This is a genomic window from Tepidicaulis sp., from assembly GCF_965222285.1.
GTDB lineage: Bacteria > Pseudomonadota > Alphaproteobacteria > Parvibaculales > Parvibaculaceae > Tepidicaulis.
The window spans coordinates 1,669,327-1,694,844 of sequence record NZ_OZ244942.1; the positions used below are offsets into that span (position 1 = coordinate 1,669,327).

Sequence of the window (25,518 nt, forward strand, 5' to 3'; positions counted from 1 at the left end):
GGACCGCCACCCCGCTCATTTCCAAAAGGTCACCAACGGAGGACACCCATGTCTCACTCTGCAAACGCCGCCTCATCCGGCAGTCCCCTTGCAGCCATCGGCCTTGAACGGATGGACGATTGGCCGAAAGGCGCCTGGATCGCGATGATGATCGGCGGGTTCATCGTTTTCTGGCCACTCGGCCTTGCCATTCTCGGTTACATGATTTGGAGCGGAAAAATGCGCGGTTGGAAGAATAGCTGCAGACACGCGGGCCGCCGGCACCGGTCCCGCCCGACAGGTAACACAGCTTTCGATGCCTATCGGGAAGAAACCCTGAAACGGCTCGAAGAAGAGCAGCACGCCTTCGAGGAATTTCTCGACCGCCTGCGCCGCGCCAAGGACGAGAAGGAATTCGAGGACTTCATGGCCTCGCGCAAAGGCCCGGCGGCGGATAGTTCCACTTCCGTTTAAACGCCCCCCGCGTCACCCCTGGGCTTAAGCCCAGGGGTGACGCAATGGGATCAGGACATGTTTTCGATCTGCTTGAGCGCGTCCGACAGTTTGGCCTGTTTCACCAAAGCCTCTTCCCGGCGCTCGCGCTGCTCCTCGACCACATGTTCCGGCGCCTTGGAAACGAATTTCTCGTTCGCCAGCTTCTGATCGATTTGCTTGACATCTTTGGCAAGCTTGTCGATTTCTTTTTTCAGCCGGTCCATTTCGGCGGACAGATCCATGACACCGGCAAGCGGCAGCAGGATGGTGGCTTCATCCAGTACGATCTGCACCGAGCCTTTGGGCGCCGGGCCGTCCAGCACTTCGGCGCTTTCAAGGCGGGCAAGGCGCGTGATGATGTCCTTGTGACGCTCGAGCCGGGCAAGGCTCGTCTCATTCGCGCCCGAAATGAGCAGCGGAATTTTCGCGCCCGCGGGCACGTTCATTTCCGCGCGCACCGAACGCACGTCAGTGATGAAGCGGATCACCCAGTCCATTTCACTTTGCGCGGCTTCATCGGTGAGCCCTTCCAGTGCGGGCCAGTCGGCCACGATGAGCATACTGGCGCGCGGTGCGCCGGTTTCGCCCGTGCGCTGCCACAGCTCTTCAGTGAGGAAGGGCATGAAGGGATGCAGCAGTTTCAAAATCTGATCGAGCACCCAGGCCGCCGTCGCCCGCGTTTCTGCTTTTGTGGCTTCATCCTCGCCATTCAGGAGCGGTTTTGAGAATTCCACATACCAGTCGCAGAAGACGTTCCAGACGAAACGGTAGAGCGCGCCCGCCGCCTCGTTGAAGCGGTAGCCCTCAAGCTCTTCGGTCACCTTGCGCGCGGTCTCTTCGGCCTCGCCCACGATCCAGCGGTTCAGCGTATGCTGGACGGCGCCCGGGTCGAACCCTTCCTGGCGCACGCATTCGTTCATCTCGCAGAAGCGGGCGGCGTTCCAGAGCTTCGTGCCGAAATTGCGGTAGCCTTCCACCCGGCTGGTCGCCAGCTTGATGTCGCGGCCCTGCGCGGCCATCGCCGCCAGCGTGAAACGCAGCGCATCGGCGCCATACTCGTCGACAAGGCTCAACGGGTCGATAACGTTACCCTTCGACTTCGACATCTTCTGGCCCTTCTCGTCGCGGACAAGGGCGTGGATATAAACATCGCGGAACGGCACATCATCCATGAAGTGCAGGCCCATCATCATCATCCGGGCCACCCAGAAGAAGATTATGTCGAAACCGGTTACGAGCACGCTCGTCGTGTAATACCGCTCGAGTTCCGGCGTTTTGTCCGGCCAGCCAAGCGTCGAGAAGGCCCAGAGCCCGGACGAGAACCAAGTATCGAGCACATCCGGATCGCGCGTCAGCTCGGTCTCTTTTCCGTAGTGAGCCTTGGCAAGAGAGGCGGCTTCCGCCTCATCATAAGCAACAAAGATTTCCCCGTCCGGGCCGTACCAGGCCGGGATTTGATGGCCCCACCAAAGCTGACGGGAAATACACCAGGGCTGGATGTTCCGCATCCACTCGAAATAGGTCTTTTCCCAGTTCTTGGGCACGAAACGGGTCTTGCCCTGCTCGACCGCTTCGACGGCGGGCTTGGCGAGCGTTGCCGCATCCACATACCACTGGTCCGTCAGCCAAGGCTCGATCACCACATCCGAACGGTCCCCATAAGGCACTTGCAAGGTGTAATCGTCGATCTTTTCCAGAAGGCCGAGTTCGTCGAGATCGGCAACGATACGCTTGCGCGCTTCGAACCGGTCGAGGCCCTGATATTTCTCTGGCACGTTTTCATTCAGCTTCGCATGCTGATCGAAAATATTGATCATCGGCAAATCGTGGCGGCGGCCGACCTCAAAGTCGTTGAAGTCATGAGCCGGCGTGATCTTCACCGCGCCCGAGCCTTGCTCAGGGTCCGCGTGTTCATCGCCGACAATGGGAATGAGCCGGCCGACCAGCGGCAGCTTGACGTTCTTGCCGATCAAATGCTGATAGCGCTCGTCTTCCGGGTTCACGGCAACGGCGGTATCGCCCAGCATGGTTTCCGGCCGTGTGGTGGCGACGGTGATGAACGTGCCTTCCTCGCCTTCCACCGGATAGCGGAAATGCCAGAGGCTGCCCTTCGTTTCCTTCTGCACGACTTCGAGGTCCGAAATCGCGGTCAAGAGTTTCGGGTCCCAGTTCACAAGCCGCTTGTCTTTATAGATGAGGCCGTCGCGGTAAAGTTCGACAAAGACTTTCAGCACCGCTTTGGAGAGCCCTTCGTCCATGGTGAAGCGCTCACGGCTCCAGTCGCAGGAAGCGCCGAGGCGGCGCAGCTGATTGATGATCGTCCCGCCGGATTCGCCCTTCCACTGCCAGACGCGTTCGACAAAGGCTTCCCTGCCCAAATCATGCCGCGTCACATTCGCGCCTTCCGCCGCCATCTGCCGCTCGACAACCATCTGCGTCGCGATGCCCGCATGGTCGGTGCCCGGCTGCCAGAGCACGTCCTTGCCCCGCATACGCTCGAAACGGATGAGCACGTCCTGCAGCGTGTTGTTGAGCGCATGGCCCATATGCAAGGAACCCGTCACGTTGGGCGGTGGAATGACGATGCTGTAGGTGGGCGCGCCCTCGCCCGCTTTGCCCGCGCCGGCGCGAAACGCCCCGCTCTCCTCCCAGGCCCGGTAAAGCCGTTCTTCGGCCTCTTGCGGTTGGTAGGTCTTGTCCAGCATGTCGTCCTCGTTGTTCAAAAAGCTGCTTGAAAAGCAGGGTGCGGAGCCCGGTCCGCAATCATGAAAGGCGCGCCCGGTTTAGAGCACAGCCGCCCGAAGGCATCAAGCATGGCAAAGAAAAGGGCCGCCTCGCGGTGATCACGAAGCGGCCCGAAACTCTGTCATGCAGGAGTGGTTACGGCCGCCGCCGCGATACCCGTTCAATCTCCTCGCGTACCATCTGCTCGACCATTTCCGGCAGGTTGGCGTCCAGCCAATCCTTCAACATGGGCTTGAGCATATCGGCCACCAGATCCTCCAGCGTGCGGGAATTGCCCGACGAGGTGAGGATGGAACTGGCCAGCGCCCCGAAGGCGGCAGACGCTGCGCTCTGAGCTTCGTTGGAAAGCAGGCGGTCATCCGTCATTTCCTGGCGCGGCGCAGGCGCAGGCTCCGGCTCGAAAGCAACTGGCTCGGGCTCAGGCTCAGGTTCGGGCTCCGGCTCTTCTTCCATGAAAGCAACATCGGCTTCTTCTTCCGCCGGTTCTTCAATGTCGAAGGAAACCTCGGGTTCCGGTTCCGGTTCCGGCTCCGGTTCGGGTTCCGGCTCGGGTTCTGGTTCGGGCTCAGGCTCGGGTTCTGGCTCAGGTTCCGGCGGCGCGACCGGTGCCGCTTCCAGCGCTTCCGTCAGTTCCATAATGTCTTCTTCGAACGACTCATCGCTCGTTTCCGGCTCGGCCTCAGCCTCCGGTGCCGGCGCGTCGCCCTTGCTGCCATCCTCGGAAATGATCCGGCGAATAGACGCCAGGATCTCCTCCATGGTCGGTTCCTGACCGTCGCTATTGCTACTCATCTATCGCACCTGTCCGGTTGATCGGTTTGCCAGCTTATGGCCCTTGGTCGTTCTTGGCCACATCTGCTGCATAACATGCAGGATGCTAACAAACGTTATGCCGGCCCCCTCCTATTCGTCTTCGATACCCCAGCCGATCCACTTATCGGCCACCTGCTCATAATTGCGCTGCGGATCGTAGCGCTCGACATCAAGCCCAATCTGCTCCACAGACAGTCCCCCAATGGCGGCCAGAAGCGAAAATCCGGCCACATATTCGTTCCGCTGGGCGGAAACGAGCTGCACCTGGGAATCCAGAAGCTCCTGCTCGGCGTCCAGCACATCAAGCGTGGTGCGCGCGCCCACCTGTTCTTCCTGGCGCACGCCGTCCAGCGCGATTTCGTTGGCGTTAACCTGCTCCGTGCTCGAGCGGATCACCGCTTTCGAGGCCCGGTACTGTTCCCAGGCGTTCTGCACGCTCTCATCCACCTGACGCAGCGTATCGGCCACTTGCAGGCGGTTTTGCGCATGAATTTGCTTGGCCTCGCGGACCCGTGAATATTCCGCGCCTGCCTGATAAAGCGGGATCGTGAGACGGCCCGTCACGCGGGTTTCATCCTGGCGCGCCGTCGTCGAGGACGGCTCTTCGGCATGGCTATAGCCTGCCTCCAGAGACACCTGCGGGAAAAGCGTGCCTTTGGCCGCATCGATCGCATGATCTGCGGCCCGTTCGGCATGGCGCGCTGCCTGCAGAACCGGATTGTTGGCGCGCGCAATCTCGATAGAGGCCGCTTCACTTTCCGGGAAGGCCGGCAAGGCGGGCGGCGCATCGAGCGAGGCCGGCGCATGGCCGATGACGCGCTGATAGGCAGCGCGGCTTGCCGTCAGATTGGCTTCGGCCTGAATGAGATTGGACTGAGAAAGGCTGAGACGGGCTTCGGACTGGGCAACGTCCGTGCGCGTGATCTCACCCACATTGAAGCGGTCCTGCGCAGCTTCAAGCTGGCGGCGCAGCACGGCGACGTTCTTCTTGCGCAATTCGACCACAGCTTCATCGCGCTTCACGTCCATATAGGCCGTCACGGCATCGAGCAGCGTGTTCTGCTCGGCATTACGCAGGTTTTCCCGGCCTGCCATGACGCTTTCCTTGGCCCGGCGCGTCCCGTAAATAGTCTGGCCGCCGCGGAAGAGCGGCTGGGTGACGTTAACGGCCCCGGTAATCGGGTCCACCGTCTGCTTGCCGCCGAACTGGGGGATGGGAACGGCCGAATCCGTGTCCGTTTCCACCGTGCCGACAGTGCCCGTCGCGGTGATGGTGGGCCGCCAGCCGGCCTTTGCCTGGGCAACGCTTTCATCCGTCGCGCGCAGCCGGGCGCGCTCTGCGGCCAGGGCAGGGTTGCTGTTATAGGCCGCAGCCATCGCATCGTAGAGCGACTCCGCCGAGGCCGGCAGGCACCAGGCCTGACTGACCAAAAACGTTGCTCCCATAAGACCGATCAAGGGCTTGCGGCGCGTCCCTTTAAAAGTGGTTCGCATCATTCAACTCCGGACGGTAATCCCCTGCACCCTCGGATAAAACTGAGCAGGCCCAAAGGCCTATATTCCTCAGTTTCGGCAAAAAACGTGAGTGCCACCTTAACGTTATCGAAAAGTAGTCGCGTTTGCGGCCATTTAGAAGACCCGCCGCTGATAATTCGTCAGAAAACGAACCCTTCGCTGAGTTCAAAGCCCGGCAGAAGCTCGGCAGACCCGTCAAAAGCGTCCCGGAACGTCACCGTTCCGCGCTTTTTCGTGTAAATCCGGCCCCGGCTGCGGCCATCTTCATGGAAAATCGTCACCAGACGGCCATTTTCCTTGAGCTGGTCCAGCAAGTCGGCTGGAAGGTACTCCGCCGCGCCCTCCAGTACGATCACATCATAAGGACCGCCCTTGGCATAGCCGGCCTCGAGAGCGCCCGTAATAACGGCTGCATTGGTGATGCCCAGCGTGTCGAGATTGGCGGTCGCCTTGCCGGCAAGGTCCTCATCGCTTTCCACGGCCACCACGGTTTCGGCGAGTTTCGCCAGCACGGCCGCCGAATAGCCCGTCGCCGTGCCGATATCGAGCACCACATCCCCCTCGCGGATCACCGCCAGTTCCAGCAGCTTGCCGAAGGAATAAGGCCGCATCACATAGCGCGGCGTTTCGCCTGCACCCGTAACCCGCAAATCCCCGTCCAGATAGGCAACCGGGCGCAAGGCAGCCGGCACGAAAATCTCCCGCGGGACTTCCTGCGTTACGTCCAGCACGCGCGGGTCCGTAACACCGCTGGTCCGCAACTGGCTATCCACCATGTTCAAACGGGCATCAGTATAGTCGGCCATGAGATTTCCTAGGAGTTGGGTCGGGCGCTGTGCCCATTGCTGTCTTCGAGCGGGTTATAAAGGTCTGACACGGCAAAGACAATTCGCGATAGCCTATTCCACCCTGAGGCGCGTTTCCACATTGTCCTCAGCCAAAACTCTTGCTATATCCCCGGCCTGCCCTGAGGGTGGCCCGGCCGGACCGGGCGCCCGGCGGCAAAAGAGGCCACGTGGCGGAGTGGTGACGCAGCGGATTGCAAATCCGTATACCCCGGTTCGATTCCGGGCGTGGCCTCCAAATTTCCCCTTAAATAACGCGGAAACCCTGGGCATAGCCCTATCAGGCGTGAAATCCGTCCGCCATGACGGGCGGGCGCGCCGCCGCCAGCCGCCAATCCCCCGCCTCTTCCCGCGCCTCGCGCGCGGCAATGGCGATACCGCCCCAGCAAAGCCCGAAAATCAGAAAGAGGTGCCGCCAGTTATCGACATCGATGATGAGCGATTCGGCGGCATGGCCGACCAGCGCCGCCACGGCGACAAGGAGATAAGGCTGGTAGGCGCTGCGCTGGCGCAGGGCCGCCTTGGTACCCCGCACCAAAGTTAGCCCGATAAAGGCGAGATAGGAGAGGAACGAGAGATAGCCGCCCGCGATCAGAATGTTGAGATAGACATTATGCGGGGCAAGACCGGTGATCTCTTCCCATTGTGCGGGGCCCATGCCGAGCGGCGCGGTCAGTCCCTGCTGGAGCGCGTTAATCTGCCGGTCGAAGCGCCCGCCCTCGCCCACATCATAAGACTGGGAGAGCGAAAAGCGCTGGGCAAAGAGATCGGAAACGGATTCGGCGGAAAGCGCCCAGGCGATAATCGCCACGCCGCAGCCTGCCGCCAGCGCCGTTACCAGAATAAGCCGGAAGCGCTGCACAGGTGAGCGGCTGGTGATGAAAGCCAGCACCATGAAGACCGCGCCGGACAGCAGAAGATTGCCCCAGGCCCCGCGCGAGAAGCTGAGAAAAATACCGAGCACCAAAACGCCCAGCACCGGCAGCAGCAAAAGATCTTTGAACGAGGTGGAAAGGCTGAGCCGGCAGGCAACGAAAAGCGTCGGCGCGACGAGAAACGCGCCATAGACGTTCGGGTCGTTGAAGAAACTCGTGACGCGGCCAAAGCGCAGATAAAATTCGGCTGAGGCCAAAAGCCCGAAATAAGCAGCAATCCCCGTCAGCGATGCAATCAACGCCGCGCCGACATAACCCCACCAGATGGCGGGCAGGCGCCTTCTCGGATCGTCATAGATCATGGCCGCGAAAAAGACGAAAGAGACGATGAGGTAGCTCATCACCAGCATGAAGTCGCGGGCACGCTGCGGCAGCAGCGCGTCGAGCGCACCGAGCCCGTAGCCCAACATCAAAAAAAGCCAAAGCAGAACGGGCCAGCTCAGTTCTTTCGGGAAACGGATGCGCAAGATGACATGCAGCGCGACCGTCCCTGCCATCAGAAAATCGTAAACGGCGGGCTGAGCGACTTTCGACACATCACTCTTGAGATACGAGCTGAAAAGAAGCAGCAGGAAGATCAACGCGGCGCTCGCCCATTCCCAAGGGTTGCGCAGCACAGCCTCACGCGCTCTTGAAGAATGATCGATGCTCCAGCCGTCGCTCATCGCCCGGCCCTTTAGTAAGCGTTTTCTCCCTTGAGCAAGGCCCAAGGGGTTTTGATCAGAATGTAGAGATCGAACAGCAGCGACCAGTTTTCGATATAATAAAGGTCGTATTCCGTGCGCTTGGCGATCTTGTCATGGGTGTCGGTTTCCCCGCGCCAGCCATTGATCTGCGCCCAGCCCGTCATGCCCGGCTTCACGCGGTGGCGCGCGAAATAGCCATCGACCGCTTCGCCGTAAAGATCGCCTGCTGCCTTGGCGAGCACCGCATGGGGGCGCGGGCCGACCATCGACATCTCGCCTTTGATGACGGAGAAAAGCTGCGGCAATTCATCGAGGCTCGTGCGGCGCAAAAAGCCGCCCACCTTCGTTACCCGGTCGTCATCCGCAGTCACGAGTTTCGAGGCATTGGCGTCGGCATCCTCGTGCTTCAGGCTGCGGAACTTATAGACTTCGATCAGCTCGTTATTGAAGCCGAAGCGGCGCTGCTTGAAAAAGACAGGCCCTTTGCTGTCGAGTTTGATGGCCGCCGCAATGATGAGAAAGAGCGGCGCCGTCAAAAGCAATGCGAGCGCACCTAGCACCCGGTCCTCAACGGTTTTGACGGCAAGGTCCCAGCCGCTCATCGGCTTGTCATAGAGGCTTTTAAGCGCCAGTTCGCCAAGGCGGGAACCGTCCGCGTCTTCATCCGCATCCGGCAAAGCAAGGCGAATATCGACCGGCAATACCCAAAGCTTGGAAACAAGCTGATTGACCCGTTCCTGCGCCGCCTGGGGCAGCGCCACGATCAGAAGATCGACGCGGTTGGAACGGGCAAACCGCAAAAGCTCGTTGACGGTGCCGAGTTTCGGCAAGCCGTTTACCTCACTCTCGCTGCGTTCATCCTGGCGGTCATCGAAAAACCCGCATACTTCAATATCGCTGCGCCCGGATTTCTGGATGAGTTGCGAAAGACGGTCTGCATCCTTACCCCCGCCGACGACCACCACCCGGCGCGTCAATCGGTGGTCGCGCTGGCACTGGGCAATATAGCTTTGAGAGAATGCCCGCGCCGTTACGAGACCCGCAAGACCGATGAAATACCAATCGACAAGCCAGCGCAGCGCAGCCGGGCTTGCGCCCAGCGGAAAAAAGAGCGCCATGCAAGCAATGCCCGCAACGGCAGACCAGGCGGAAACGAGCGGCCCGAGGCCGCGATAGATATGCGCGAGCATGCGGATTTTATAGAGCGAGGAAAATTCAGCGCCCGCCGCAAAACAGAGCGTCACCCCCGTCACCAACCAGGCGAAGGTCGATGCGCCGAAAATCTCGCCAAGCCGCTCGCCGTGCAGCAAATATATAAGGGCACCGGCAAGTGCGACAACGCCCGCCTCCCCCAGCCGCGCTGCCGTTTGAATGAAGAGCGGCGGCACGCGGGATTTCACGGGCTTGCGCCGTTCGACACGCGGAATGGCGCCGGTGGGTTTGCCTTCCCTATAGTCGCTTTTCTTCGGGTGATTGGAAGGCGCCGCACCCGGCGCGTTTGGCATACTCATCCCTTTACCCCTGTGAGTGCGTGGCCGTGCGCGGGCGCCGGCTTGGTTGCGCGCCGCGCTTCCATCGCCGCGAGATAGACCTGTGCCACCCCTTCGGCCATGGCCTTCAGGCTGAAGGTTGCGCGCACATGGTCCTGAAGACGCGCGGCCTCAGCCGCGGTTTCATCCTGCCCGCATGAAAGATATTTCTTCATTGCCCCCGATAGCGCCGCAACATCGCCTGCTGGCGCAAGGCGGGCTGCTTCGGCACCGAAAATTTCCGCCATACCGCCGACGCGCGTTGCAATCATGGGTACCCGAGCTGCAGCTGCTTCGAGTGCCACATAAGGCAGAGACTCTTTGTAAGAAGGCATAATGAGACAGCGCCCAAGTGCGAACGCCTCACGCGCGGGCATCGGCGCATGCCAGGACAGGCGCGCCTCAAGACCGAGTTCTTTTGCCTTGGCTTCAAAAAGCGCTTTGTCCGGCCCGGCACCGACCAGCGCCAATCTGCTCTGCCCGCCAAGCTGCGCCATGGCCTCCAGGAGCGTTGCAATGCCCTTCAGTACGCGCACCTCACCGAGATAGACGAAGTCCGCCGCATCGGCGCGCGGCGCGACAGGCACAAATTCGTCTTCCCGCAATCCGTTGTGCACGACGGCATGGCGCGGCGGTGTGCCGCCAACCTGGGAGCGATAAGTTTCAAGCCCATATTCGGATTCAAAAATGATCCCGTCCGTACGCGCCCAAAGCGCCCGCTCGACGGCGTGAAAGGCAAGTCCCGCCGGACTCACCCGGCTGTAATGAAGCGCACCGCCATGCGGCGTATAAAACCGGAAGACCCCTCTGCCGCCCGTGGCAAGGCGTGCATAAAGCCCGCCTTTCGCGCCGTGCCCGTGCAGAATAGTAGCGCCAAGCTCGCTGGTAAGCGCGCCGGCCTGCCGGATCGCACCGATATCGCCAAGCCCCGGCAGACGTCCCATCGGCACACGGTGAAGCCCCAGCGCACAGTGATGTTCGAGCGCCAAAAGGCGGTCCTCGCTCAAAGCATCCCCTGCCTCGCGCGCGCAGATCACACCGACCATCGCGCCCGCCTCAACCTGAGCTTCCACGAGATCGCGCGCATGCCGGAAAAGCCCGCCCATGGGCGCACGGAAGCAATGCAGGATCTTCAAACCTTTCAAGCTGGTGGGCGCACGCTCTGCCATCAGAAATACCGCTCCGTGACATAGACCGTGTCGCCGGGCCGGATGAGTTCGTCCATCGGCAGCTCAAGTTCGATGAGTTTGCCGTCGCGCTTGCGCGTGACGCGCACATAGCTCTGATCGGCGCGGTAGGTGAACCCGCCGGCAATCGCAACCGCCGTGCGGGCCGTCATGCCGTTCACATAAGGATATTGGCCTGACTGGGTTACCTCGCCCAGAATGAAGAACGGACGGAACGAGATGACCTGCGCCGAGACATTCGGGTTACGCAAAAGGCTTTCGCCCAGAACCCGCGCCACTTCCGCTTCCAGTTCCTGAATAGTCAGCCCGCGCGCCTGAATGCCGTTGACGAGCGGCATGGAAATCTGCCCGCTGCCGTCGATCGTGTATTCACCCGTCAGATCTTCCTGGCCGAACACCACCACACGCACCTGATCGCCGGAATCGAGCTGATAAGGCTCATCGTTTCCGGCAAGTGGGCGCTCGCTGATCACCCCGCCCGCAGAACAAGCCTGCAGGGTGAGCGCGAGGAAAGCGGTCATAAGGAGGCGCAGCATCGTTAACCCCATGTCCCGCCTCTCCGGTGGAGGGCGGTGAAAGTCTTCGCGTTTTCGTGAATTTACCCGAAGAGTGGTTAATGAATTCCAAGGCGGGGGCAAATCGCAAATGCCGCCCGGTGCTGCGATGCCGTTGAAACCTTTGCCAAAATTGCGCTTCTGCCCGGCCCCGTTAAATCTTCCGTTACCTAAACAACGTCTACTGGTGGCTTGAATGGGGACATCCGCCACTTGCGCGGATCGACTTTGACGCTGGCTGGAGGGCCTTTGGGGGCCGTCCTTTTCGATGGACGCATATGTCGACGCCGAGCCTTTCATCTCAGGTGATCTTCGGAGACCGCCGCCGTCCGGCAGGCGGGTCGGGAGAGGACACCGTCAATCCGTGGGACTTGCTGCGCGGCATCTGGGCCCGCAAAGCTGTTGTCGGCGGCACGGCGCTTGTCATTCTCCTCATCGCGTTCGCCTTCATAGCGACCGTTACGCCGACCTACACGGCAGAAACATTGCTGCGCATCGAGCCTCGCGCCGGAGAGATTTCCCGTTTCGACGATCTCTCCCCGCTTTCCTTGCCGGACCAGGGCGCAGTCGAAAGCGAAATCCAGGAACTCATTTCCTATTCCATGATCGCGCGGTTGGTGAGCGAGACCGGCCTCGACAAGACGGCGGAATTCAATTCCTCCCTGCGCAAGGAAAACGGGCTCGGCGCGCTTTTCGGAGGCAGCGCAAAGAAGAAGGACAAGGTCTCCCTATCCGAAATCGTAGATAAGGTGCAAGGGCGCCTGTCGATTTACCGCAAAGGCGAATCCCGGGTCATTTCGATCAATTTCACTTCCGAGGTGCCGGAACGGGCGGCCAGCGTCGCCAACCGGCTGGCCGAACTTTACATCCAAAAACAGATCGAGACCCGCCAGGCATTGCATAGCGAGGCCACGGGCTGGCTGCGCGAGCAGATCGACACGCTGCGCGGCGAAGTGCGAAAATCTGAGGCTGCCGCCGAACGCTTCCGTTCCAAGCACGGGCTCTTCATGACGGGCGAGTCCTCGGACCGGGCAACGCTGCCTCAGCGAGAGCTTTCGGAACTGACGAGCCAGCTCGTTCTTGCTGAAGCCACCTATTCCGAGGCTCAGGCGCGCCTTAGCCTCGCGCGCGACCTTGCCGCCGGTGAACGCGATATCGATACGGTGGGCGAAGTGTTGAACAGCTCGCTTATCCAGAACCTGCGCCAGCAGGAAGTGCAGCTTCAGGCACAGATCGCGGAAATGTCCGCGACGCTGCTACCCTCCCATCCGCGCATGCAGCAGGCCGTCGCCAATCTGAAGGATTTGCAGACACAGATTTCCCAGGAAATCAGGAAGATCAGCGCGGCGCTTGAAAACGAGGCGCAGATCGCCCGCTCCCGCGTTTCCACCATCAAAGCCAATCTGAACAAGCTGAAACGCCAGATGGGCGCACTCAACCAGAACGAGGTTGAATTGCGCGCGCTGGAACGGGAAGCCGCAGCCAACCGGCAGCTGCTTGAAAGCTTTCTGACGCGTTACGAAGCCGCAGCTGCTAAAGCCGAGGCCGATGCCCGCGCCGCCGATGCCCGTATCGTTTCACTGGCCGAGCCGCCCTCACAGCCCTCTTTCCCGCAAAAAGGCGCCCTTGGCGTTCTGGCCGTTGCGGCCTCTTTGATCGGCGGCATTGCCGCGGCCTTTGTCGTGCAGGTATTGGCGCCCGGTTTTCTCACGCCCGAGCAGCTTGAGCGCACAACGGGCACGCCTTTCCTCGGTATCGTGCCCGGTACCGGCAAGCGCACGCCGCTTGGCCAGCTTACCTCCAATCTCGTTTACCGGCCGCACACACCATTTGCCGAAAGCTTGCGCAACCTGCTCAGCCATCTCATGACGGCCCGGGTCAATGGCCGCCCGGCCAAAAGCGTGACCATCACCTCCTGCCTGCGCGGTGAAGGACGCACGGCCCTGGCGCTCGGTCTCGCGCGCACCATCGCCCTTGGCGGGCGGAGCGTCATTCTTGTGGAAGCGGATCTTTTCACGCCTTCCGTTCACCGCGCGCTCGGCGATCAGGCACGCTGGGGCCTCAGTGAAGTTTTGACGGGCCGCGCCTCCTTCGAGCACGTCATTCACCGCGACCCGATGACGGGCGCGCATATTCTTCAAGCCGGAACGCCGCTCACCAATCCAACGGCGGCGCTTGGCTCCGAACGTATGATCTGGATCTTGCAGGCACTCGCGCAGGCCTATGATTATGTGATCGTCGACACGCCTGCATTGAGCGAGAGCGGCGACGGGCAAATTCTCTCCCGCCTCACCGATGTCACGATCCTGGCGGTGCAATGGCGCCGCACGGGCCGTCTTGCCGTCACCCGCGCGGTCAAGCAGCTGGCCGCCGCCACGAGCCGGCGCGTCGGCACGGTGCTCACCCAGATGAGCGCCAAGGAATACCGCTCCCTGACAGGCGATGACGCCCGGGGCTAAAGAGCTTCTCTTCCTTATGTCTCTCTAGAAACCGCGACCCTAGCGGGCGAAGACGAAAGCCCGTATGCCCAGCCTCCGCCAGGCGGTTGCGCTGAGGATCAGCGTCAAAAGAATGCGCGAGACGGCAGTGGCTATAGCCGCACCCAAAATGCCCCATTGCGGAATGAAGGCGATATTGAGCACGAGGTTCGTGCTCGCCGCGATGCCGTAAGCGATGGTGGCGTGCTTCTGGTGACCGGTCATATTGAGCAGGTAATCGACGGGCCCGCCTGCAGCGCGCACCAGCATCCCAGCCAGTAGCACCAGCAATGCAGGATATGCCGCGCCGAAATCTCCGCCGAAAAGCCCGAGCAGGAACGGCCCCAGCACGACGAGGCCGAGCACGACGCCGAGCGTTGGCCAGAAAATCATATGCGTGACGCGGGAAAGAAAGCGGCGCAGATCATCTTTGTCACCCGCCGCATGAAATTCGGCGATCTTCGGCGTTGCCAGCGCCATCACCGAAAAGAGCACGAAACCGGCCAGGCTGTTGATGCGCACGCTCGCATAATAAATGCCGACGCTTTCCGGCATCAGATAATGGCCGATCATCATCGTGTCCATATTCTCGATGACGAGCTCGAAGCCCTGGATCATCAGGAAGGGCAAGGCGATCAACAGCCAGATACGGGATTCGATAATCGGTTTCGGGCGCGGGAAATGCTTATGGAGCCGCCACTTTAAAATGACGAATTGCCCGGTCGAGGCGGCGACCACGGCGCCGAACAGCGCCGCAACGGCGCTTATCCCTGTCGGGCTCATGCCGGAAAATTCCATCGTGCCGACGATGAGCAGGATGCCGAGCGGGCGGAAAATATAATGCGGCATATAGGCAAGGTTCACCCAGCCATTGGCCCGCGCCATGCCGCCATGCACATCTGCCGAAGCTTGCACGGGTACGCATAAAAGCCCGATCGCAAAAGGCGCCACATAGTATGAATCGATAAGCGACGTTCCGGCATAGAGGAAAAGCCAGCCGGCCCCCATCAGCAAAAGACCGAAGGAAAAGGCCATGCGCCGGCTGGCGACAAGCACGCCGCGGATGCGCTCCCAGTCCGTTTTCGCCCGGTACTGCGCATGCAATTTCATGATCGCATCGGGCAGGCCTAGACCGGCGATAAAGCCGAGCAGCGTCACCCAGACCCAGACATAGGCAAAGACACCGTATTCGAAGACACCCATCCAGCGTGCGAGCAGCACCTGCGAGACGAGCGCGACCGCCGCGCCGCCAACACGAATGCCCATGGCAAAAAAGGCGCCCTTAGCGACGGCGCCAAGATCGGCGTCGCCCATAAACCGGCCCACAAGTCTGGTTAGAGCGTCCAGCAGTGACGCGCCCCCTTTATGATCGCCTATTTTGTCGCGGACTGATTGCATGGCCCCGAACTGTCTGAATATTCACGTTCAGAATGCATGCCCGGTACTTGATGAATGGTTAGCATTATGGACTGGCGTTCCCTTTTCCCACAGTCCATATCCCTAACGGAAACGAAAGGTTTTATGAACAAAATTGAAGGGTTGATGAGGGAGAGTGAGATCGACGCGCAGTTTCAGGTCTGGAGGGAAAGCATGAAGACGGCGCTGCTGAAGCAGGCACTTCACGCATTGAACTGGATTGGTGCCCCGTCCTGGGCGCCGGCAGCTCTGCGTGGAAACGGTGCCATATTCATGCTGCACCGTGTGCGGACCGAACCCCTGCCGGAATTTGCCCCGAACCGCATTCTCGAAATCACACCTGACATGCTCGACCGCGTGCTGCACCGTGTGCGCGATCTCGATTATGACATTGTTACGCTGGATGAAGCGGTACACCGGCTGCGCCATGGCGCAAAACGGCGCTTTGCCGTTTTCACATTCGACGATGGTTACAAAGATAACCTGACACAAGCGCTTCCCGTATTCGAAAAACACGATGCGCCCATGACGATCTATGTCTCCGCCGGGATGCCGGACGGCACAATGGAAATCTGGTGGGTGGCGCTTGAAGAAATCATCCGCAAAGCGGATCATCTTGAAACCGAGATTGGCGGACGCCACGTTTCCATGCCCGCAAAGACCGCCCGGCAGATGGACCTGGCCTTTGCGCGGCTATACTGGCCGCTGCGCGCCATGGATGAAGACGCGCTGCGCGCGGCCATCCGGCAGCTTGCCGCTCAGCATGGTATCTCAATTCCCAAAATCACCGAAGAAAGCGCCCTGAGCTGGGACGATGTAAAAACGCTGCACGCCCATCCGCTCGTGACCATCGGCAGCCACACAGTGGACCATTTTGCGCTCTGCAAAGTCAGTGAAGAACGCGCCCGCATGGAAATGAAACGTGGCGCGGAAGCAATTGCCGGCCATATCGGCGAAATGCCCCGGCACTTCGCTTATCCTTTTGGCGATGCAAGTTCTGCTGGCGAGCGCGAATTCCGCCTTGCCCGGGAGCTGGGTTTTGAAACCGCCACGACGACACGCAAGGGGCTGATTTTCGAGCATCACCAGGAGTACATGACAGCCCTGCCGCGCATTTCGCTGAACGGTGATTATCAGGATATCCGGCTGATCGATGTGCTGATGAGCGGCGTACCGTTCCCCTTCGGCCGCCTGATTCCCTCGCTCGGTGTGGCCTGAGGCCTATTCGGCCGGGCCCGCGGCTTGTTTTTTCCGCTGCCGGCGGCGGCCCCACCAAACCTCCAGCTTGCGGCGCTGGCGCCGGATCGGGGCAAAATCCACCGAGAGAATCACCAGCCCAAGCGGCACCATCCAGAAACCCAGAACGGGCAAAAACCCGAATATGCCGCCCACCACCAGCGCAAGCCCGAGGGGCAGCCGGATAAAGGGGGAACCCGGCAGCGGATACCGCCGCCCATTGATGGTTACATGCGCCATTATCGCAGCATAATCCCTGTTTTGAGCCTGGCCATTAAGTCCCCGGAAAATATTCAACAGATATGATCATCTGGGTGGAAAAAACAGACGAAAGAGGGCTAGCATTGCCCGGAATCCTTTGATATATGCAACCTCCATCGGCGCAAACACGCCGATCTGATCCCCGGTAGCTCAGTTGGTAGAGCAATCGGCTGTTAACCGATCGGTCGCTGGTTCGAGTCCGGCCCGGGGAGCCAATTCAAACCGGTCCTGCTTTATGGCAGGGCCGGTTTTGTTTTGCCGGAACCCTATTGAGGGCCCTAGTGAGAGCCCTATTCGGCTGCCTCGGTATTTTGGGCGTTCAAATCGAGCCCGATGAAACCGCCGGACTGCCGCTTCCAAAGGTCGGCATAAAGCCCGCCCCGCTCCAGTAACTCATCATGAGTGCCGGTTTCCGCAATCTTGCCGCCATCCATAACGATCAACCGGTCAAGTACGGCAATAGTCGAGAGCCGGTGGGCAATGGCGATCACGGTCTTGCCTTCCATCAGGCTGTAAAGCTGCTCCTGGATCGCGGCCTCGACCTCCGAATCGAGCGCGGAAGTTGCCTCATCCAGAATGAGGATCGGCGCGTTCTTGAGCAGCACCCGGGCGATGGCAATGCGCTGGCGCTGTCCGCCGGAAAGTTTCACCCCGCGCTCGCCGGCATGGGCCTCAAGCCCCCGGCGCCCTTGTTCATCTTCAAGCTGGCCGATAAAGCCGTCCGCCTGCGCCTGACGGATGGCAGCCTCCACTTCGGCCTCCGTCGCATCCGGTTTGCCGTAGCAGATATTGTCGCGGATCGAGCGGTGCAGCAGCGAAGTATCCTGCGTCACCATACCGATTTTCCGGCGCAGCGATTCCTGCGTGACCTTGGAAATATCCTGCCCGTCGATGAGGATGCGCCCGCCTTCCAGATCGTGAAAACGCAGCAGCAAATTGACGAGGGTGGATTTGCCCGCGCCCGAGCGCCCGACGATGCCGACTTTCTCTCCCGGGTGAATGGTGAGGGAGAGATCGTCGATCACCTTCACGCCCTGGCCGTAATTGAAGCGGATATGATCGAATTCGATTTGTCCCTCGTGCACCTCCAGCGCGCGAGCGTCCGGCGCATCCTTGACCGTCTGGGACTGTGCGATGGTGCTCATGCCGTCCTGCACGGTGCCGACATTCTCGAAAAGCCCCGCTACTTCCCATAGGAACCAGTCGGACATCGCCCGGATGCGCATGATCAGTGCAATGGCGACGGCGATCGAGCCGAGAGAAATCGCCGAGATGTACCAGGCATAAATCGCCACACCGCCGATGCCCGCAAGCAGAAACGAGTTTAGCGTTTGCAAGGACACGGTAAGCTGCGTGACGAGACGCATTTGCGGGTGCACCGTGCCCATAAATTCCTGCATCGCGCCGCGCGCATAATCCTGTTCGCGCTGGGTATGAGCGAAAAGCTTGACCGTTTGCACATTCGTGTAGCTATCCACCACACGGCCCGTCATATGGGCCCGCGCATCGGCCTGCGCCATGGAAACGCGCTGCAGGCGCGGTACGAAATGGATGAGCAGGCCTATATATCCCGCGAGCCAGAGCATGAGCGGCACAAGCAGCCAAAGATCGGCCTGCCCCATAAGCACCACAGCGCCGGTGAAATAGACGCTGACATAGACGAAGACGTCGACCATCTTCATCACCGTCTCGCGGATGGCGAGCGAGGTTTGCATCACCTTTTGCGAAATGCGCCCGGCAAACTCGTTCTGGAAGAAACTCATGCTTTGCTGCAGCACATGGCGGTGCATGAGCCAGCGCCCGATCATGGGGTAATTGCCAAAGACCGTCTGATGCGTGAACAGCGATTGCAGCACGATGAGCAGCGGGAAGCCGATAACGATCAGCGCGCCCATGCCAGCAAGCTCCCAGCCATATTCGGCAAAGAACGTCTCCCGCTCCGCCTCGCCAAGCCAGTCAACCAGCGTGCCCATATAATTCAGAAAGACGACTTCGAGCGCCGAGAGCAGCGCCGTCAGCAGCCCCGTCACCAGAAGCCAAGGCAGGATCGGGCGGGAATAATGCAGGATGAACGTGCCGAGCTTGCGCGGCGGCACTTCGGGCTCGGCGGCGGGAAAAGGATCGACGAGATTTTCGAAAAAACGGAACATCAGGACCTGCAATCGAAGGCACATGAAACCGGCCCGCAGGTCCGGAGCCTTCATATAGTGGCCGTTTCAGCCATCTTAAAGCCGGAAAAACAGCTTCTCAGGTGATTAAATATCACTGGTATTGGGAAAAATAATCCGGATTTTCGTGCCAGGCCGCTCGTTCGATGCCTCATCCAGTTCCAGCCACTCCACGTCGCCGCCAAGTGCCGCCGATAGCCGGTCCACAATGCGGGTGCCAAGTCCCCCGCGCCCGCCTTTATAGGCATCGCTGCGGATGCCGATGCCATTGTCTTCCACAATGAGCGACAGCGTATCACCCAAATGCTCCTGGGTCAGGCGGACCTGGATGGAGCCTCTCATGCCATCCGGGAAAGCATATTTGAGCGAGTTCGTCACGAGCTCCGTAACGATCACGCCAAGCGTCACGGCATCCTTGGAAAGGATCTGAATGTCTTCGGCATTGCAGTCGATGGAAAGCGTACCGCGGGCGGTCAAATTGGTTTTCAGATCATCCACGATCGAACAAAGGAAAGTATGGGCATCGACGCTCTCACCCTCTTCCGTCAGGCGGAGGCGGCGCTGGGCGGAGGCAATGGCCAGCACACGCTCGCGTGCCCGGCGCAGCGCAACCGCCGCTTCATCGTTTTCCGTCTGATTGGCCTGCAGCCCGAGGAACGACGCGACCAGTTGCAGTGAATTGCCCACCCGGTGATGCAGGTCCCGCAAGAGCGATTCCGCGCGCATGAACTCGGTCTCAAGCTTGAGCTTCGCCGCTTCAAGGTCGGAGGTGCGTTCGCTAACACGCCGTTCCAGTTCCATATTGATTTCCGAAAGTGCCGCCCGGCTTTCCTGTTCGGAAAGAAAGCGGCTGCGGGCGACGAAAGCAGCGGCCACCGAGGAAATAGCGGTCAGCAGCAACGCGGTGAAAATCGTCACGATCAGCCAGAAACTGTTCGTGTCATAGACAAGCTGACGCTCGCGCAGGAGCCGGTCTTCCTCCGCGATGATACGGGAAATTTCGGTGCGGATATTGTCCAGCGTTTCCTTGCCGTGGTCTTTTTTGACGAGCGCGGTCGCCGCGCCGTAATTGCCCGACAGACCGAGCTGCACCGTCTCGCGCAATTCCTGCAGCTTGATTTCCATCTGCCGGTCGAGCACATCGAGCCGCACCTGGTGGATGGGATTATCCTGGGTCAGTTCCTTAAGCTGCTTTTGCGCTTCATCGACGGCAGCAAGCGCGTTCGCATAAGGCTGCAGGTATTTGCGTTCCCGGGTGACGAGGAAGCCGCTGCGGCCGGTCTCCGCATCCTGCAGAATACCGAAAAGACGGCGGGCGGCATTTTGTATCTCGATCGTGCGCTGCACATCCCGGCCCGCATCGCGCCCTTCGATGGCAAGATAAGAGGCAAGCGCGCCCGTCACCAAAAGAAGGACAAGCCCGAGGCCCAAAAACAGGGCGACCATGTCAACCGCGTGGCCATTGATCCTGAAATAACGAAAGGGCATGAAACCTTCTTTATGTTGTTGTGCCCCGGCGTGCCCGTCAGCTCACCAGCCCGTTAGTCCCGCTCGTCCTTCTTGCCTTCCGGCGTTCCCGTTTCCTGCCTCCAGCGCTGCAGGCTTTGTTCCAGCAAGATACGCACAGCCTCGGAACGCGACGGCACCCGGTTGCCATAACGGTAATCGTCGATCTCTTCCAACTCGGAATCCGTCAGCAAGAGCTGAAGTTTGACTACCCTCTTTTCCAACCGAAGTTCCCCCCTACTCCACAAGCGCGGCGCGCGGCTTCGTCAAAGCTTGCCACAGCGCGGCCTTGATAGATTGATCACGATAAGGCTTCGTGACCACAAAAGCAGGCTCAAAGTCTTCACCGGTCAAAACGTCGTCGGGATAGGCGGTGATGAAGATGGCCACGGTATCCTGATCCGCCGTGATTTCCTTCACCGCATCGAGTCCTGTCCCGCCTTTGCCCAGGTCATAATCGGCGAGCAGAAGATCGGGATGCACACGCTCTGCGAGCGCAACCGCCTCGTTTTTCGTACGCGCCTTGCCCAGCACCTTCACGCCTTGCGCGCTGACAAGATCGGCAATTTCCTCGGCAATCAACGGCTCGTCCTCGATGATGATCGCAGTTCCTTCCAGGGCGACATTGGTGCGCTCGCGCGCAGTATCGAGAAAGGCTTCCGTCACTTCCAGCGATTGATCGACGATCTGCGCGGCGAGTTGAATGGGAAAACCCAGCACATCGACCATCAGCAGTATCTGGCGGCTGAGGTCCTGTTCCGGTGAGACGCTTTGCAGGAGCGCGGAATTGGAAAACACCCGGGCCGATTGCGGCGCTTCATGCGCCTTATTCCAGATTTCGTAGACGGATTGAAAAAGCAGCGGCAAGCGCGCCGATTCCGGCATGGCTTCGAAGGGTTCGAGACTGATTTCAGCTAAAGCACTGCGGGCCACTTCATCGCCCAGAAGCTGGTCATTGGTCAGTGCCCGCAAATATTGCCGCAGGATATTGATTTCCTTTGTCAGCATGATGCCGCCCCTAACCCGTCGAGCTTTTGCGCCGCGCAAAAATGGCAGAGCCGGCCCCTAGGGTCAACTAATTGAAAAACAAAAGTTTTTACGACTAACGGCACCAAAACAAGCGCCCCGAGTTGAGCAGAAACCCGGGGAGATAACGCCGAATATGATCTTTTGTTCGCTTTTGTTCGTAAATGACGGGCGAATTGGCGCACCAAGCGCCTATGCCAAGCAAAATCATGGTGTCAGGCCCCGTTTCTTTCTTCTACACTGATCCGTGATGTTAGGGAGGGAGTTGGCATGATTGAGTCCCAGGTTCCTGTTGACGTCACCGCGGCCAAGCTGGCGGCCATGAAGGATATTCCGTGGCTGACACGCATGATCCTGCGAATCGCCGCGCACATCACATCTGGCAGCCTGACAGTGGAATTACCCGACGGCCGGAAAATCCGTTTCGCCGGCGCTGAGTCCGGCCCCGATGCCGAGCTGCATATCCGGGATTATGATTTCGCAAAATATATCGTAACGGGCGGCGATCTCGGCGCGGCGGAGGCCTATTTGCGCGGTCTCTGGGAAAGCCCGCGGATCGAGGTTTTTCTCCAGCTCTTTGCCGCCAACCGGCATGCGCTGAGCCAAAGCCGCAACGGGCTGAAGCTTGCCCGGATTGCCGGGCGTATCGGCCATCTCCTGCGCCATAACAACCGGCGCAATGCGAAGAAGAACATCGAATATCACTACGATCTCGGCAACAGCTTCTATATGCGCTGGCTGGACCCGACCATGACGTACTCCTCTGGCAAGTTCGAAACGCCGAATGACGATCTGACGGCCGCGCAGCTCAATAAATACCGCTCGCTCGCCAAGCGCATCGACCTGCGCCCCGAACATCATGTGCTTGAAATCGGCAGCGGCTGGGGCGGCTTTGCCGAGTTTGCCGCAAAGGAAATCGGCTGCCGCGTCACCGGCATCACAATCTCCAAGGAGCAGCTGGAATTTGCCCGCGCCCGCATGGCGCGCGAGGGGCTGCAGGACCGGGTGGAAATCCGCTATCAGGATTACCGCGACGTGCCGGAGAAATATGACCGCATCGCCTCCATCGAAATGTTCGAGGCGGTGGGTGAGCGCTATTGGCCGGCCTATTTTTCCAAGATCGGCGAATGCCTGAAGCCAGGCGGCCTTGCGGGCCTGCAGATCATCACCATCGATGACAAATCCTTCCCCTCCTACCGCAGCGGCGTCGATTTCATTCAGCGCTATATCTTCCCGGGCGGCATGCTGCCCTCCATCAAAGCGCTGCGCGACGAAGTGACCTCCGCCGGGCTCGACTGGAAAGACAATCTGAATTTTGGGCTCGACTATGCGAAGACGCTCGCCCATTGGCGCGACCGTTTTCTGGAAGCCTGGCCGGAAATTCAGCCCATGGGCTTTGATGAACGCTTCAAGCGCATGTGGGAATATTACCTAGCCTATTGCGAAGCCGGTTTCCGCGCCGGGAACATCGACGTGACGCAGCTCACTCTCGCAAAAAACTAGACTTGGCCTTACCTCACAGGCAGCCTCATCACGTCGTTCAGTGAATGTGAAGAGGCCAGGCATGGATTTGAAACTCACCCCAGCAAGCTACGGCCCCGGTGACGTGGAGGTGCTGCGCGAGGAAACCGTGTGGCGCGAATGGGGCCGTGTGGTGATCTATGAATACCGCCACAAGCGCCATGACGGCAGCTGGTCGGGCACGGTGAAGCGGGAGATGCACGCGGTGCGCAACACCGCAAGCGTGCTGCCCTGGGACCCGGCGCTCGATGCGGTAGTGCTGACGGAGCAGCTGCGCATGGTCGGCCTCTTTCAGCGGGCAGAGCGCCCTTGGGTGATCGAATGTATCGCCGGGATGATCGACGAAGGCGAAGACCCCGGCGAGACCGCAAGGCGCGAGGCGGAAGAGGAAACCGGCGCGCGCATCGGCAAACTCGTCCCCGTTATGAGCGGCTATACCTCCCCCGGCGCCTGGGGCGAGAAGAGCCATCTCTTCGCGGCCACGGCCAATCTCTCCCAGGTCGGCGGGTTTCACGGCCTTGCCTCGGAAAACGAAGACATCCGGGCGCTGGTCGTTCCTTTCGATGAGGCCTTTGCCGCCGTGAGCGACGGGCGCATCGAAGACGTCAAAACAGCCCTTCTCCTCCATTGGCTTGCGGCCAACAAGGACAAATTGCTGTGAGGCCCGCCCAGCCTTGAAGCGGGCGGAAACGAGGGTTACTTTCGGGAAAGCAAAATCACGAAGAACCGGCCGCGCCGGCCCTCTAAGGACGATCTCATGAAAATAAAAAACGGATTGATCGATTCCATCGGCAATACCCCGCTGATCCGCCTGAAAAAAGCCTCCGAGGAAACCGGATGCGAAATTCTGGGCAAGGCGGAATTTCTGAACCCCGGTCAATCGGTCAAGGACAGGGCCGCGCTTTTCATCATCAAGGATGCGATCGCCAAGGGCACCTTGCGCCCGGGCGGCACAATCGTGGAAGGCACCGCGGGCAATACCGGCATCGGCTTGGCGCTTGTCGGCAATGCCATGGGCTTTAAGACCGTCATCGTCATTCCCGAGACGCAGTCCCAGGAAAAGAAAGACATGCTGCGCCTCTGCGGCGCCGAGCTCATCGAAGTTCCGGCGGTGCCATATAAGGACCCCAATAATTACGTGAAGTATTCCGGCCGCCTTGCCGAAGAGCTGGCTGCAAAAGAACCCAATGGCGCGATCTGGGCAAACCAGTTCGACAATGTCGCCAACCGCCAGGGCCATATCGAAACGACGGGCCCGGAAATATGGGACCAGACGGACGGCAAGGTGGACGGCTTCATCTGCGCCGTGGGCACCGGCGGCACGCTTGCGGGCATCGGCATGGCACTGAAAGAGCGCAACAAAGACATCGTGATCGGTCTCGCCGACCCGATGGGCGCCGCGCTCTACAACTATTACGCCCATGGCGAGCTGAAAGCCGAAGGCAGCTCCATTACCGAAGGCATCGGCCAGGGGCGCATCACCGCTAATCTGGAAGGCGCGCCCATTGACGAACCGTTCCAGATACCCGATGCCGAAGCCCTGCCCATTGCCTTCGATCTTCTCCAGCATGAGGGCCTTTGCATGGGCGGCTCGACGGGCATCAACGTCGCCGGCGCCATCCGCCTGGCGAAAAAGATGGGCCCCGGCCACCGGATCGTGACGATCCTTTGCGACTACGGGAACCGCTATCAAAGCAAGATGTTCAACCCGGCCTTCCTGAAGGAACAGGGCCTGCCGGTGCCGCCATGGATGGACAAATGAGCGCCGCCGCCGATACCCGCACCATCCCCGCGCTCGTGACAACCGAGTGGCTCGCCATTCATTTAAGCGAGCCCGACGTCAAACCGGTCGATGCGTCCTGGTATCTGCCGCAAATGAACCGGGACCCGAAAGCCGAGTTCGAGGCGGAACACATTCCCGGCGCCGTCTTCTTCGATATCGACGCGGTGAGCGACGACACAAGCCCCTACCCGCACACGCTGCCGGCTCCTGAAGATTTTGCAGAGGCGGCGGGCAAGCTCGGCCTTTCCAATGAAGATCACATCATCGTCTATGACACGGCAGGCCTGATGAGCGCGCCGCGCGTCTGGTGGATGTTCAAAACGATGGGGCACGAGAAAGTTTCCGTGCTGAATGGCGGCTTCAAAAAATGGCAGGCGGAACACCGCCATGTGAAAGCCGGCTGGCCGGAGAAAAAGGCGAAGCACTTTGCGGCGCGCCTGCGCAAAGAAAACCTGCGCACACTCGATGAAATGCGCGGCCTTCTAGAAAGCGGCAATGCGCAAATCCTGGATGCCCGCTCCAAAGGCCGGTTTGAAGGTACAGCGCCTGAGCCGCGCCCCGGCCTTGCCTCCGGCCACATGCCGGGCAGCCTCAACCTGCCCTTCGACGCGCTGGCAACACCGGAAGGCACGGTAAAACCGAAAAGCGAGCTCAAAGCGCTGTTCAAACACGCAGGGCTTGCGCTCGAAAAGCCGGTCGTCACCACTTGCGGCTCCGGCGTAACCGCCGCCGCGCTTTATCTCGCGCTCACCCATTTGGGCAAAGACGATCTTGCCCTATATGACGGATCATGGGCGGAATGGGCGGCGCAGCCGGATGCGCCGATTGAAACAGGCTGAAA

At 60.1% G+C, this 25,518-nt stretch carries 21 protein-coding genes and 2 tRNA genes; 9 read left to right on the top strand and 14 right to left on the bottom strand.

The features are described 5' to 3' along the window. The first annotated feature begins 48 nt into the window (after window positions 1-48). Entirely contained in the window at window positions 49-453 is a 405-nt protein-coding gene (locus ACOQOT_RS07830; RefSeq protein ID WP_420561773.1) for a DUF2852 domain-containing protein, read from the top strand. A gap of 50 nt (window positions 454-503) precedes the next feature. Here the strand turns inward: ACOQOT_RS07830 and ACOQOT_RS07835 are convergent, their stop codons facing one another. The 4 genes from ACOQOT_RS07835 to ACOQOT_RS07850 all read right to left on the bottom strand — a co-directional run bounded on the left by ACOQOT_RS07835 (window position 504) and on the right by ACOQOT_RS07850 (window position 6,353). Then, the gene (locus ACOQOT_RS07835) at window positions 504-3,179 is read right to left on the bottom strand and encodes a valine--tRNA ligase (RefSeq protein ID WP_420561774.1); all 2,676 of its coding nucleotides are present in this window, start codon (window positions 3,177-3,179) and stop codon (window positions 504-506) included. 175 nt (window positions 3,180-3,354) lie between these two features. Then, window positions 3,355-4,011, bottom strand: a complete 657-nt coding sequence (locus ACOQOT_RS07840) for a DUF2497 domain-containing protein (protein WP_420561775.1) — start codon at window positions 4,009-4,011, stop codon at window positions 3,355-3,357. A 111-nt stretch (window positions 4,012-4,122) separates the two neighbouring features. After that, window positions 4,123-5,478 (bottom strand): TolC family outer membrane protein, encoded by a 1,356-nt coding sequence (locus ACOQOT_RS07845; protein WP_420561776.1) that lies wholly within the window; start codon window positions 5,476-5,478, stop codon window positions 4,123-4,125. Window positions 5,479-5,687: 209 nt separating this feature from the next. Continuing rightward, window positions 5,688-6,353 (bottom strand): protein-L-isoaspartate O-methyltransferase family protein, encoded by a 666-nt coding sequence (locus tag ACOQOT_RS07850; protein ID WP_420561777.1) that lies wholly within the window; start codon window positions 6,351-6,353, stop codon window positions 5,688-5,690. 203 nt (window positions 6,354-6,556) lie between these two features. Here ACOQOT_RS07850 and ACOQOT_RS07855 point away from each other — a divergent pair. Further along, window positions 6,557-6,630 (top strand) — tRNA-Cys (locus ACOQOT_RS07855). 42 nt (window positions 6,631-6,672) lie between these two features. Here ACOQOT_RS07855 and ACOQOT_RS07860 read toward each other — a convergent pair. From ACOQOT_RS07860 to ACOQOT_RS07875, 4 genes are read right to left on the bottom strand one after another with little or no spacing between them, the layout of a single operon-like run. Continuing rightward, a complete protein-coding gene (locus tag ACOQOT_RS07860) occupies window positions 6,673-7,992 on the bottom strand; it encodes an O-antigen ligase family protein (RefSeq protein WP_420561778.1) in 1,320 nt (439 codons plus the stop codon). Window positions 7,993-8,003: 11 nt separating this feature from the next. Further along, a complete protein-coding gene (locus ACOQOT_RS07865; protein WP_420561779.1) occupies window positions 8,004-9,524 on the bottom strand; it encodes an undecaprenyl-phosphate glucose phosphotransferase in 1,521 nt (506 codons plus the stop codon). Beyond that, on the bottom strand, window positions 9,521-10,711 hold the full coding sequence (locus tag ACOQOT_RS07870) for a glycosyltransferase family 4 protein (protein ID WP_420561780.1): 1,191 nt from the start codon (window positions 10,709-10,711) through the stop codon (window positions 9,521-9,523). The genes ACOQOT_RS07865 and ACOQOT_RS07870 overlap by 4 nt, the downstream gene beginning before the upstream one ends. Further along, window positions 10,711-11,277 (bottom strand): polysaccharide biosynthesis/export family protein, encoded by a 567-nt coding sequence (locus ACOQOT_RS07875; protein ID WP_420561781.1) that lies wholly within the window; start codon window positions 11,275-11,277, stop codon window positions 10,711-10,713. The genes ACOQOT_RS07870 and ACOQOT_RS07875 overlap by 1 nt, the downstream gene beginning before the upstream one ends. A gap of 284 nt (window positions 11,278-11,561) precedes the next feature. Here ACOQOT_RS07875 and ACOQOT_RS07880 point away from each other — a divergent pair, with 284 nt between their 5' ends. Continuing rightward, window positions 11,562-13,742, top strand: coding sequence for a GumC family protein (locus ACOQOT_RS07880; protein ID WP_420561782.1), 2,181 nt, complete (start codon window positions 11,562-11,564; stop codon window positions 13,740-13,742). A gap of 39 nt (window positions 13,743-13,781) precedes the next feature. On the opposite strand, the gene ACOQOT_RS07885 is transcribed toward ACOQOT_RS07880, so the two are convergent. After that, window positions 13,782-15,074: a polysaccharide biosynthesis C-terminal domain-containing protein gene (locus tag ACOQOT_RS07885; protein ID WP_420561783.1), complete on the bottom strand. Its 1,293-nt coding sequence runs from the start codon at window positions 15,072-15,074 to the stop codon at window positions 13,782-13,784. Window positions 15,075-15,281: 207 nt separating this feature from the next. Here ACOQOT_RS07885 and ACOQOT_RS07890 point away from each other — a divergent pair, with 207 nt between their 5' ends. Next, window positions 15,282-16,394 (top strand): polysaccharide deacetylase family protein, encoded by a 1,113-nt coding sequence (locus ACOQOT_RS07890; RefSeq protein WP_420561784.1) that lies wholly within the window; start codon window positions 15,282-15,284, stop codon window positions 16,392-16,394. A 3-nt stretch (window positions 16,395-16,397) separates the two neighbouring features. On the opposite strand, the gene ACOQOT_RS07895 is transcribed toward ACOQOT_RS07890, so the two are convergent. Beyond that, a complete protein-coding gene (locus ACOQOT_RS07895; RefSeq protein WP_420561785.1) occupies window positions 16,398-16,709 on the bottom strand; it encodes a hypothetical protein in 312 nt (103 codons plus the stop codon). Window positions 16,710-16,812: 103 nt separating this feature from the next. Here ACOQOT_RS07895 and ACOQOT_RS07900 point away from each other — a divergent pair. Continuing rightward, window positions 16,813-16,888, top strand: a tRNA-Asn gene (locus tag ACOQOT_RS07900). Between the two features lie 75 nt (window positions 16,889-16,963). Here ACOQOT_RS07900 and ACOQOT_RS07905 read toward each other — a convergent pair. From ACOQOT_RS07905 to ACOQOT_RS07920, 4 genes are all read right to left on the bottom strand, one after another. Further along, window positions 16,964-18,823 carry an ABC transporter ATP-binding protein gene (locus tag ACOQOT_RS07905; RefSeq protein ID WP_420561786.1) on the bottom strand — a complete coding sequence of 620 codons (1,860 nt, stop codon included), beginning with the start codon at window positions 18,821-18,823 and terminating at the stop codon, window positions 16,964-16,966. Between the two features lie 105 nt (window positions 18,824-18,928). Further along, window positions 18,929-20,329, bottom strand: a complete 1,401-nt coding sequence (locus ACOQOT_RS07910; protein WP_420561787.1) for a sensor histidine kinase — start codon at window positions 20,327-20,329, stop codon at window positions 18,929-18,931. Window positions 20,330-20,382: 53 nt separating this feature from the next. After that, entirely contained in the window at window positions 20,383-20,571 is a 189-nt protein-coding gene (locus ACOQOT_RS07915) for a hypothetical protein (protein WP_420561788.1), read from the bottom strand. 13 nt (window positions 20,572-20,584) lie between these two features. Further along, window positions 20,585-21,355, bottom strand: coding sequence for a response regulator (locus ACOQOT_RS07920; RefSeq protein ID WP_420561789.1), 771 nt, complete (start codon window positions 21,353-21,355; stop codon window positions 20,585-20,587). Window positions 21,356-21,643: 288 nt separating this feature from the next. Here ACOQOT_RS07920 and ACOQOT_RS07925 point away from each other — a divergent pair, with 288 nt between their 5' ends. The 4 genes from ACOQOT_RS07925 (at window position 21,644) to sseA (ending at window position 25,516) form a co-directional block, all read left to right on the top strand. Next, window positions 21,644-22,876, top strand: coding sequence for a class I SAM-dependent methyltransferase (locus ACOQOT_RS07925; protein WP_420561790.1), 1,233 nt, complete (start codon window positions 21,644-21,646; stop codon window positions 22,874-22,876). Between the two features lie 61 nt (window positions 22,877-22,937). After that, the gene (locus ACOQOT_RS07930) at window positions 22,938-23,555 is read left to right on the top strand and encodes an NUDIX domain-containing protein (protein WP_420561791.1); all 618 of its coding nucleotides are present in this window, start codon (window positions 22,938-22,940) and stop codon (window positions 23,553-23,555) included. Window positions 23,556-23,651: 96 nt separating this feature from the next. Next, window positions 23,652-24,656 (top strand): cysteine synthase A, encoded by a 1,005-nt coding sequence (locus tag ACOQOT_RS07935; protein ID WP_420561792.1) that lies wholly within the window; start codon window positions 23,652-23,654, stop codon window positions 24,654-24,656. Then, complete coding sequence (gene sseA / locus ACOQOT_RS07940) at window positions 24,653-25,516, top strand: 3-mercaptopyruvate sulfurtransferase (protein ID WP_420561793.1); 864 nt, start codon at window positions 24,653-24,655, stop codon at window positions 25,514-25,516. The genes ACOQOT_RS07935 and sseA overlap by 4 nt, the downstream gene beginning before the upstream one ends. The last annotated feature ends 2 nt before the right edge of the window (window positions 25,517-25,518 follow it).

Bases quoted from the DNA above. Each gene is read 5' to 3' on its own strand.
- ACOQOT_RS07875 (WP_420561781.1), bottom strand. From the start codon at position 11,277: ATGGGGTTAACGATGCTGCGCCTCCTTATGACCGCTTTCCTCGCGCTC.
- ACOQOT_RS07880 (WP_420561782.1), top strand. From the start codon at position 11,562: ATGTCGACGCCGAGCCTTTCATCTCAGGTGATCTTCGGAGACCGCCGC.
- ACOQOT_RS07885 (WP_420561783.1), bottom strand. From the start codon at position 15,074: ATGGGCGACGCCGATCTTGGCGCCGTCGCTAAGGGCGCCTTTTTTGCC.
- ACOQOT_RS07840 (WP_420561775.1), bottom strand. From the start codon at position 4,011: ATGAGTAGCAATAGCGACGGTCAGGAACCGACCATGGAGGAGATCCTG.
- ACOQOT_RS07890 (WP_420561784.1), top strand. From the start codon at position 15,282: ATGAACAAAATTGAAGGGTTGATGAGGGAGAGTGAGATCGACGCGCAG.
- ACOQOT_RS07905 (WP_420561786.1), bottom strand. From the start codon at position 18,823: ATGTTCCGTTTTTTCGAAAATCTCGTCGATCCTTTTCCCGCCGCCGAG.
- ACOQOT_RS07870 (WP_420561780.1), bottom strand. From the start codon at position 10,711: ATGGCAGAGCGTGCGCCCACCAGCTTGAAAGGTTTGAAGATCCTGCAT.
- ACOQOT_RS07865 (WP_420561779.1), bottom strand. From the start codon at position 9,524: ATGAGTATGCCAAACGCGCCGGGTGCGGCGCCTTCCAATCACCCGAAG.
- ACOQOT_RS07910 (WP_420561787.1), bottom strand. From the start codon at position 20,329: ATGCCCTTTCGTTATTTCAGGATCAATGGCCACGCGGTTGACATGGTC.
- ACOQOT_RS07925 (WP_420561790.1), top strand. From the start codon at position 21,644: ATGATTGAGTCCCAGGTTCCTGTTGACGTCACCGCGGCCAAGCTGGCG.
- ACOQOT_RS07935 (WP_420561792.1), top strand. From the start codon at position 23,652: ATGAAAATAAAAAACGGATTGATCGATTCCATCGGCAATACCCCGCTG.
- ACOQOT_RS07850 (WP_420561777.1), bottom strand. From the start codon at position 6,353: ATGGCCGACTATACTGATGCCCGTTTGAACATGGTGGATAGCCAGTTG.
- ACOQOT_RS07830 (WP_420561773.1), top strand. From the start codon at position 49: ATGTCTCACTCTGCAAACGCCGCCTCATCCGGCAGTCCCCTTGCAGCC.
- ACOQOT_RS07835 (WP_420561774.1), bottom strand. From the start codon at position 3,179: ATGCTGGACAAGACCTACCAACCGCAAGAGGCCGAAGAACGGCTTTAC.
- ACOQOT_RS07930 (WP_420561791.1), top strand. From the start codon at position 22,938: ATGGATTTGAAACTCACCCCAGCAAGCTACGGCCCCGGTGACGTGGAG.
- ACOQOT_RS07920 (WP_420561789.1), bottom strand. From the start codon at position 21,355: ATGCTGACAAAGGAAATCAATATCCTGCGGCAATATTTGCGGGCACTG.
- ACOQOT_RS07845 (WP_420561776.1), bottom strand. From the start codon at position 5,478: ATGGGAGCAACGTTTTTGGTCAGTCAGGCCTGGTGCCTGCCGGCCTCG.
- sseA (WP_420561793.1), top strand. From the start codon at position 24,653: ATGAGCGCCGCCGCCGATACCCGCACCATCCCCGCGCTCGTGACAACC.
- ACOQOT_RS07860 (WP_420561778.1), bottom strand. From the start codon at position 7,992: ATGAGCGACGGCTGGAGCATCGATCATTCTTCAAGAGCGCGTGAGGCT.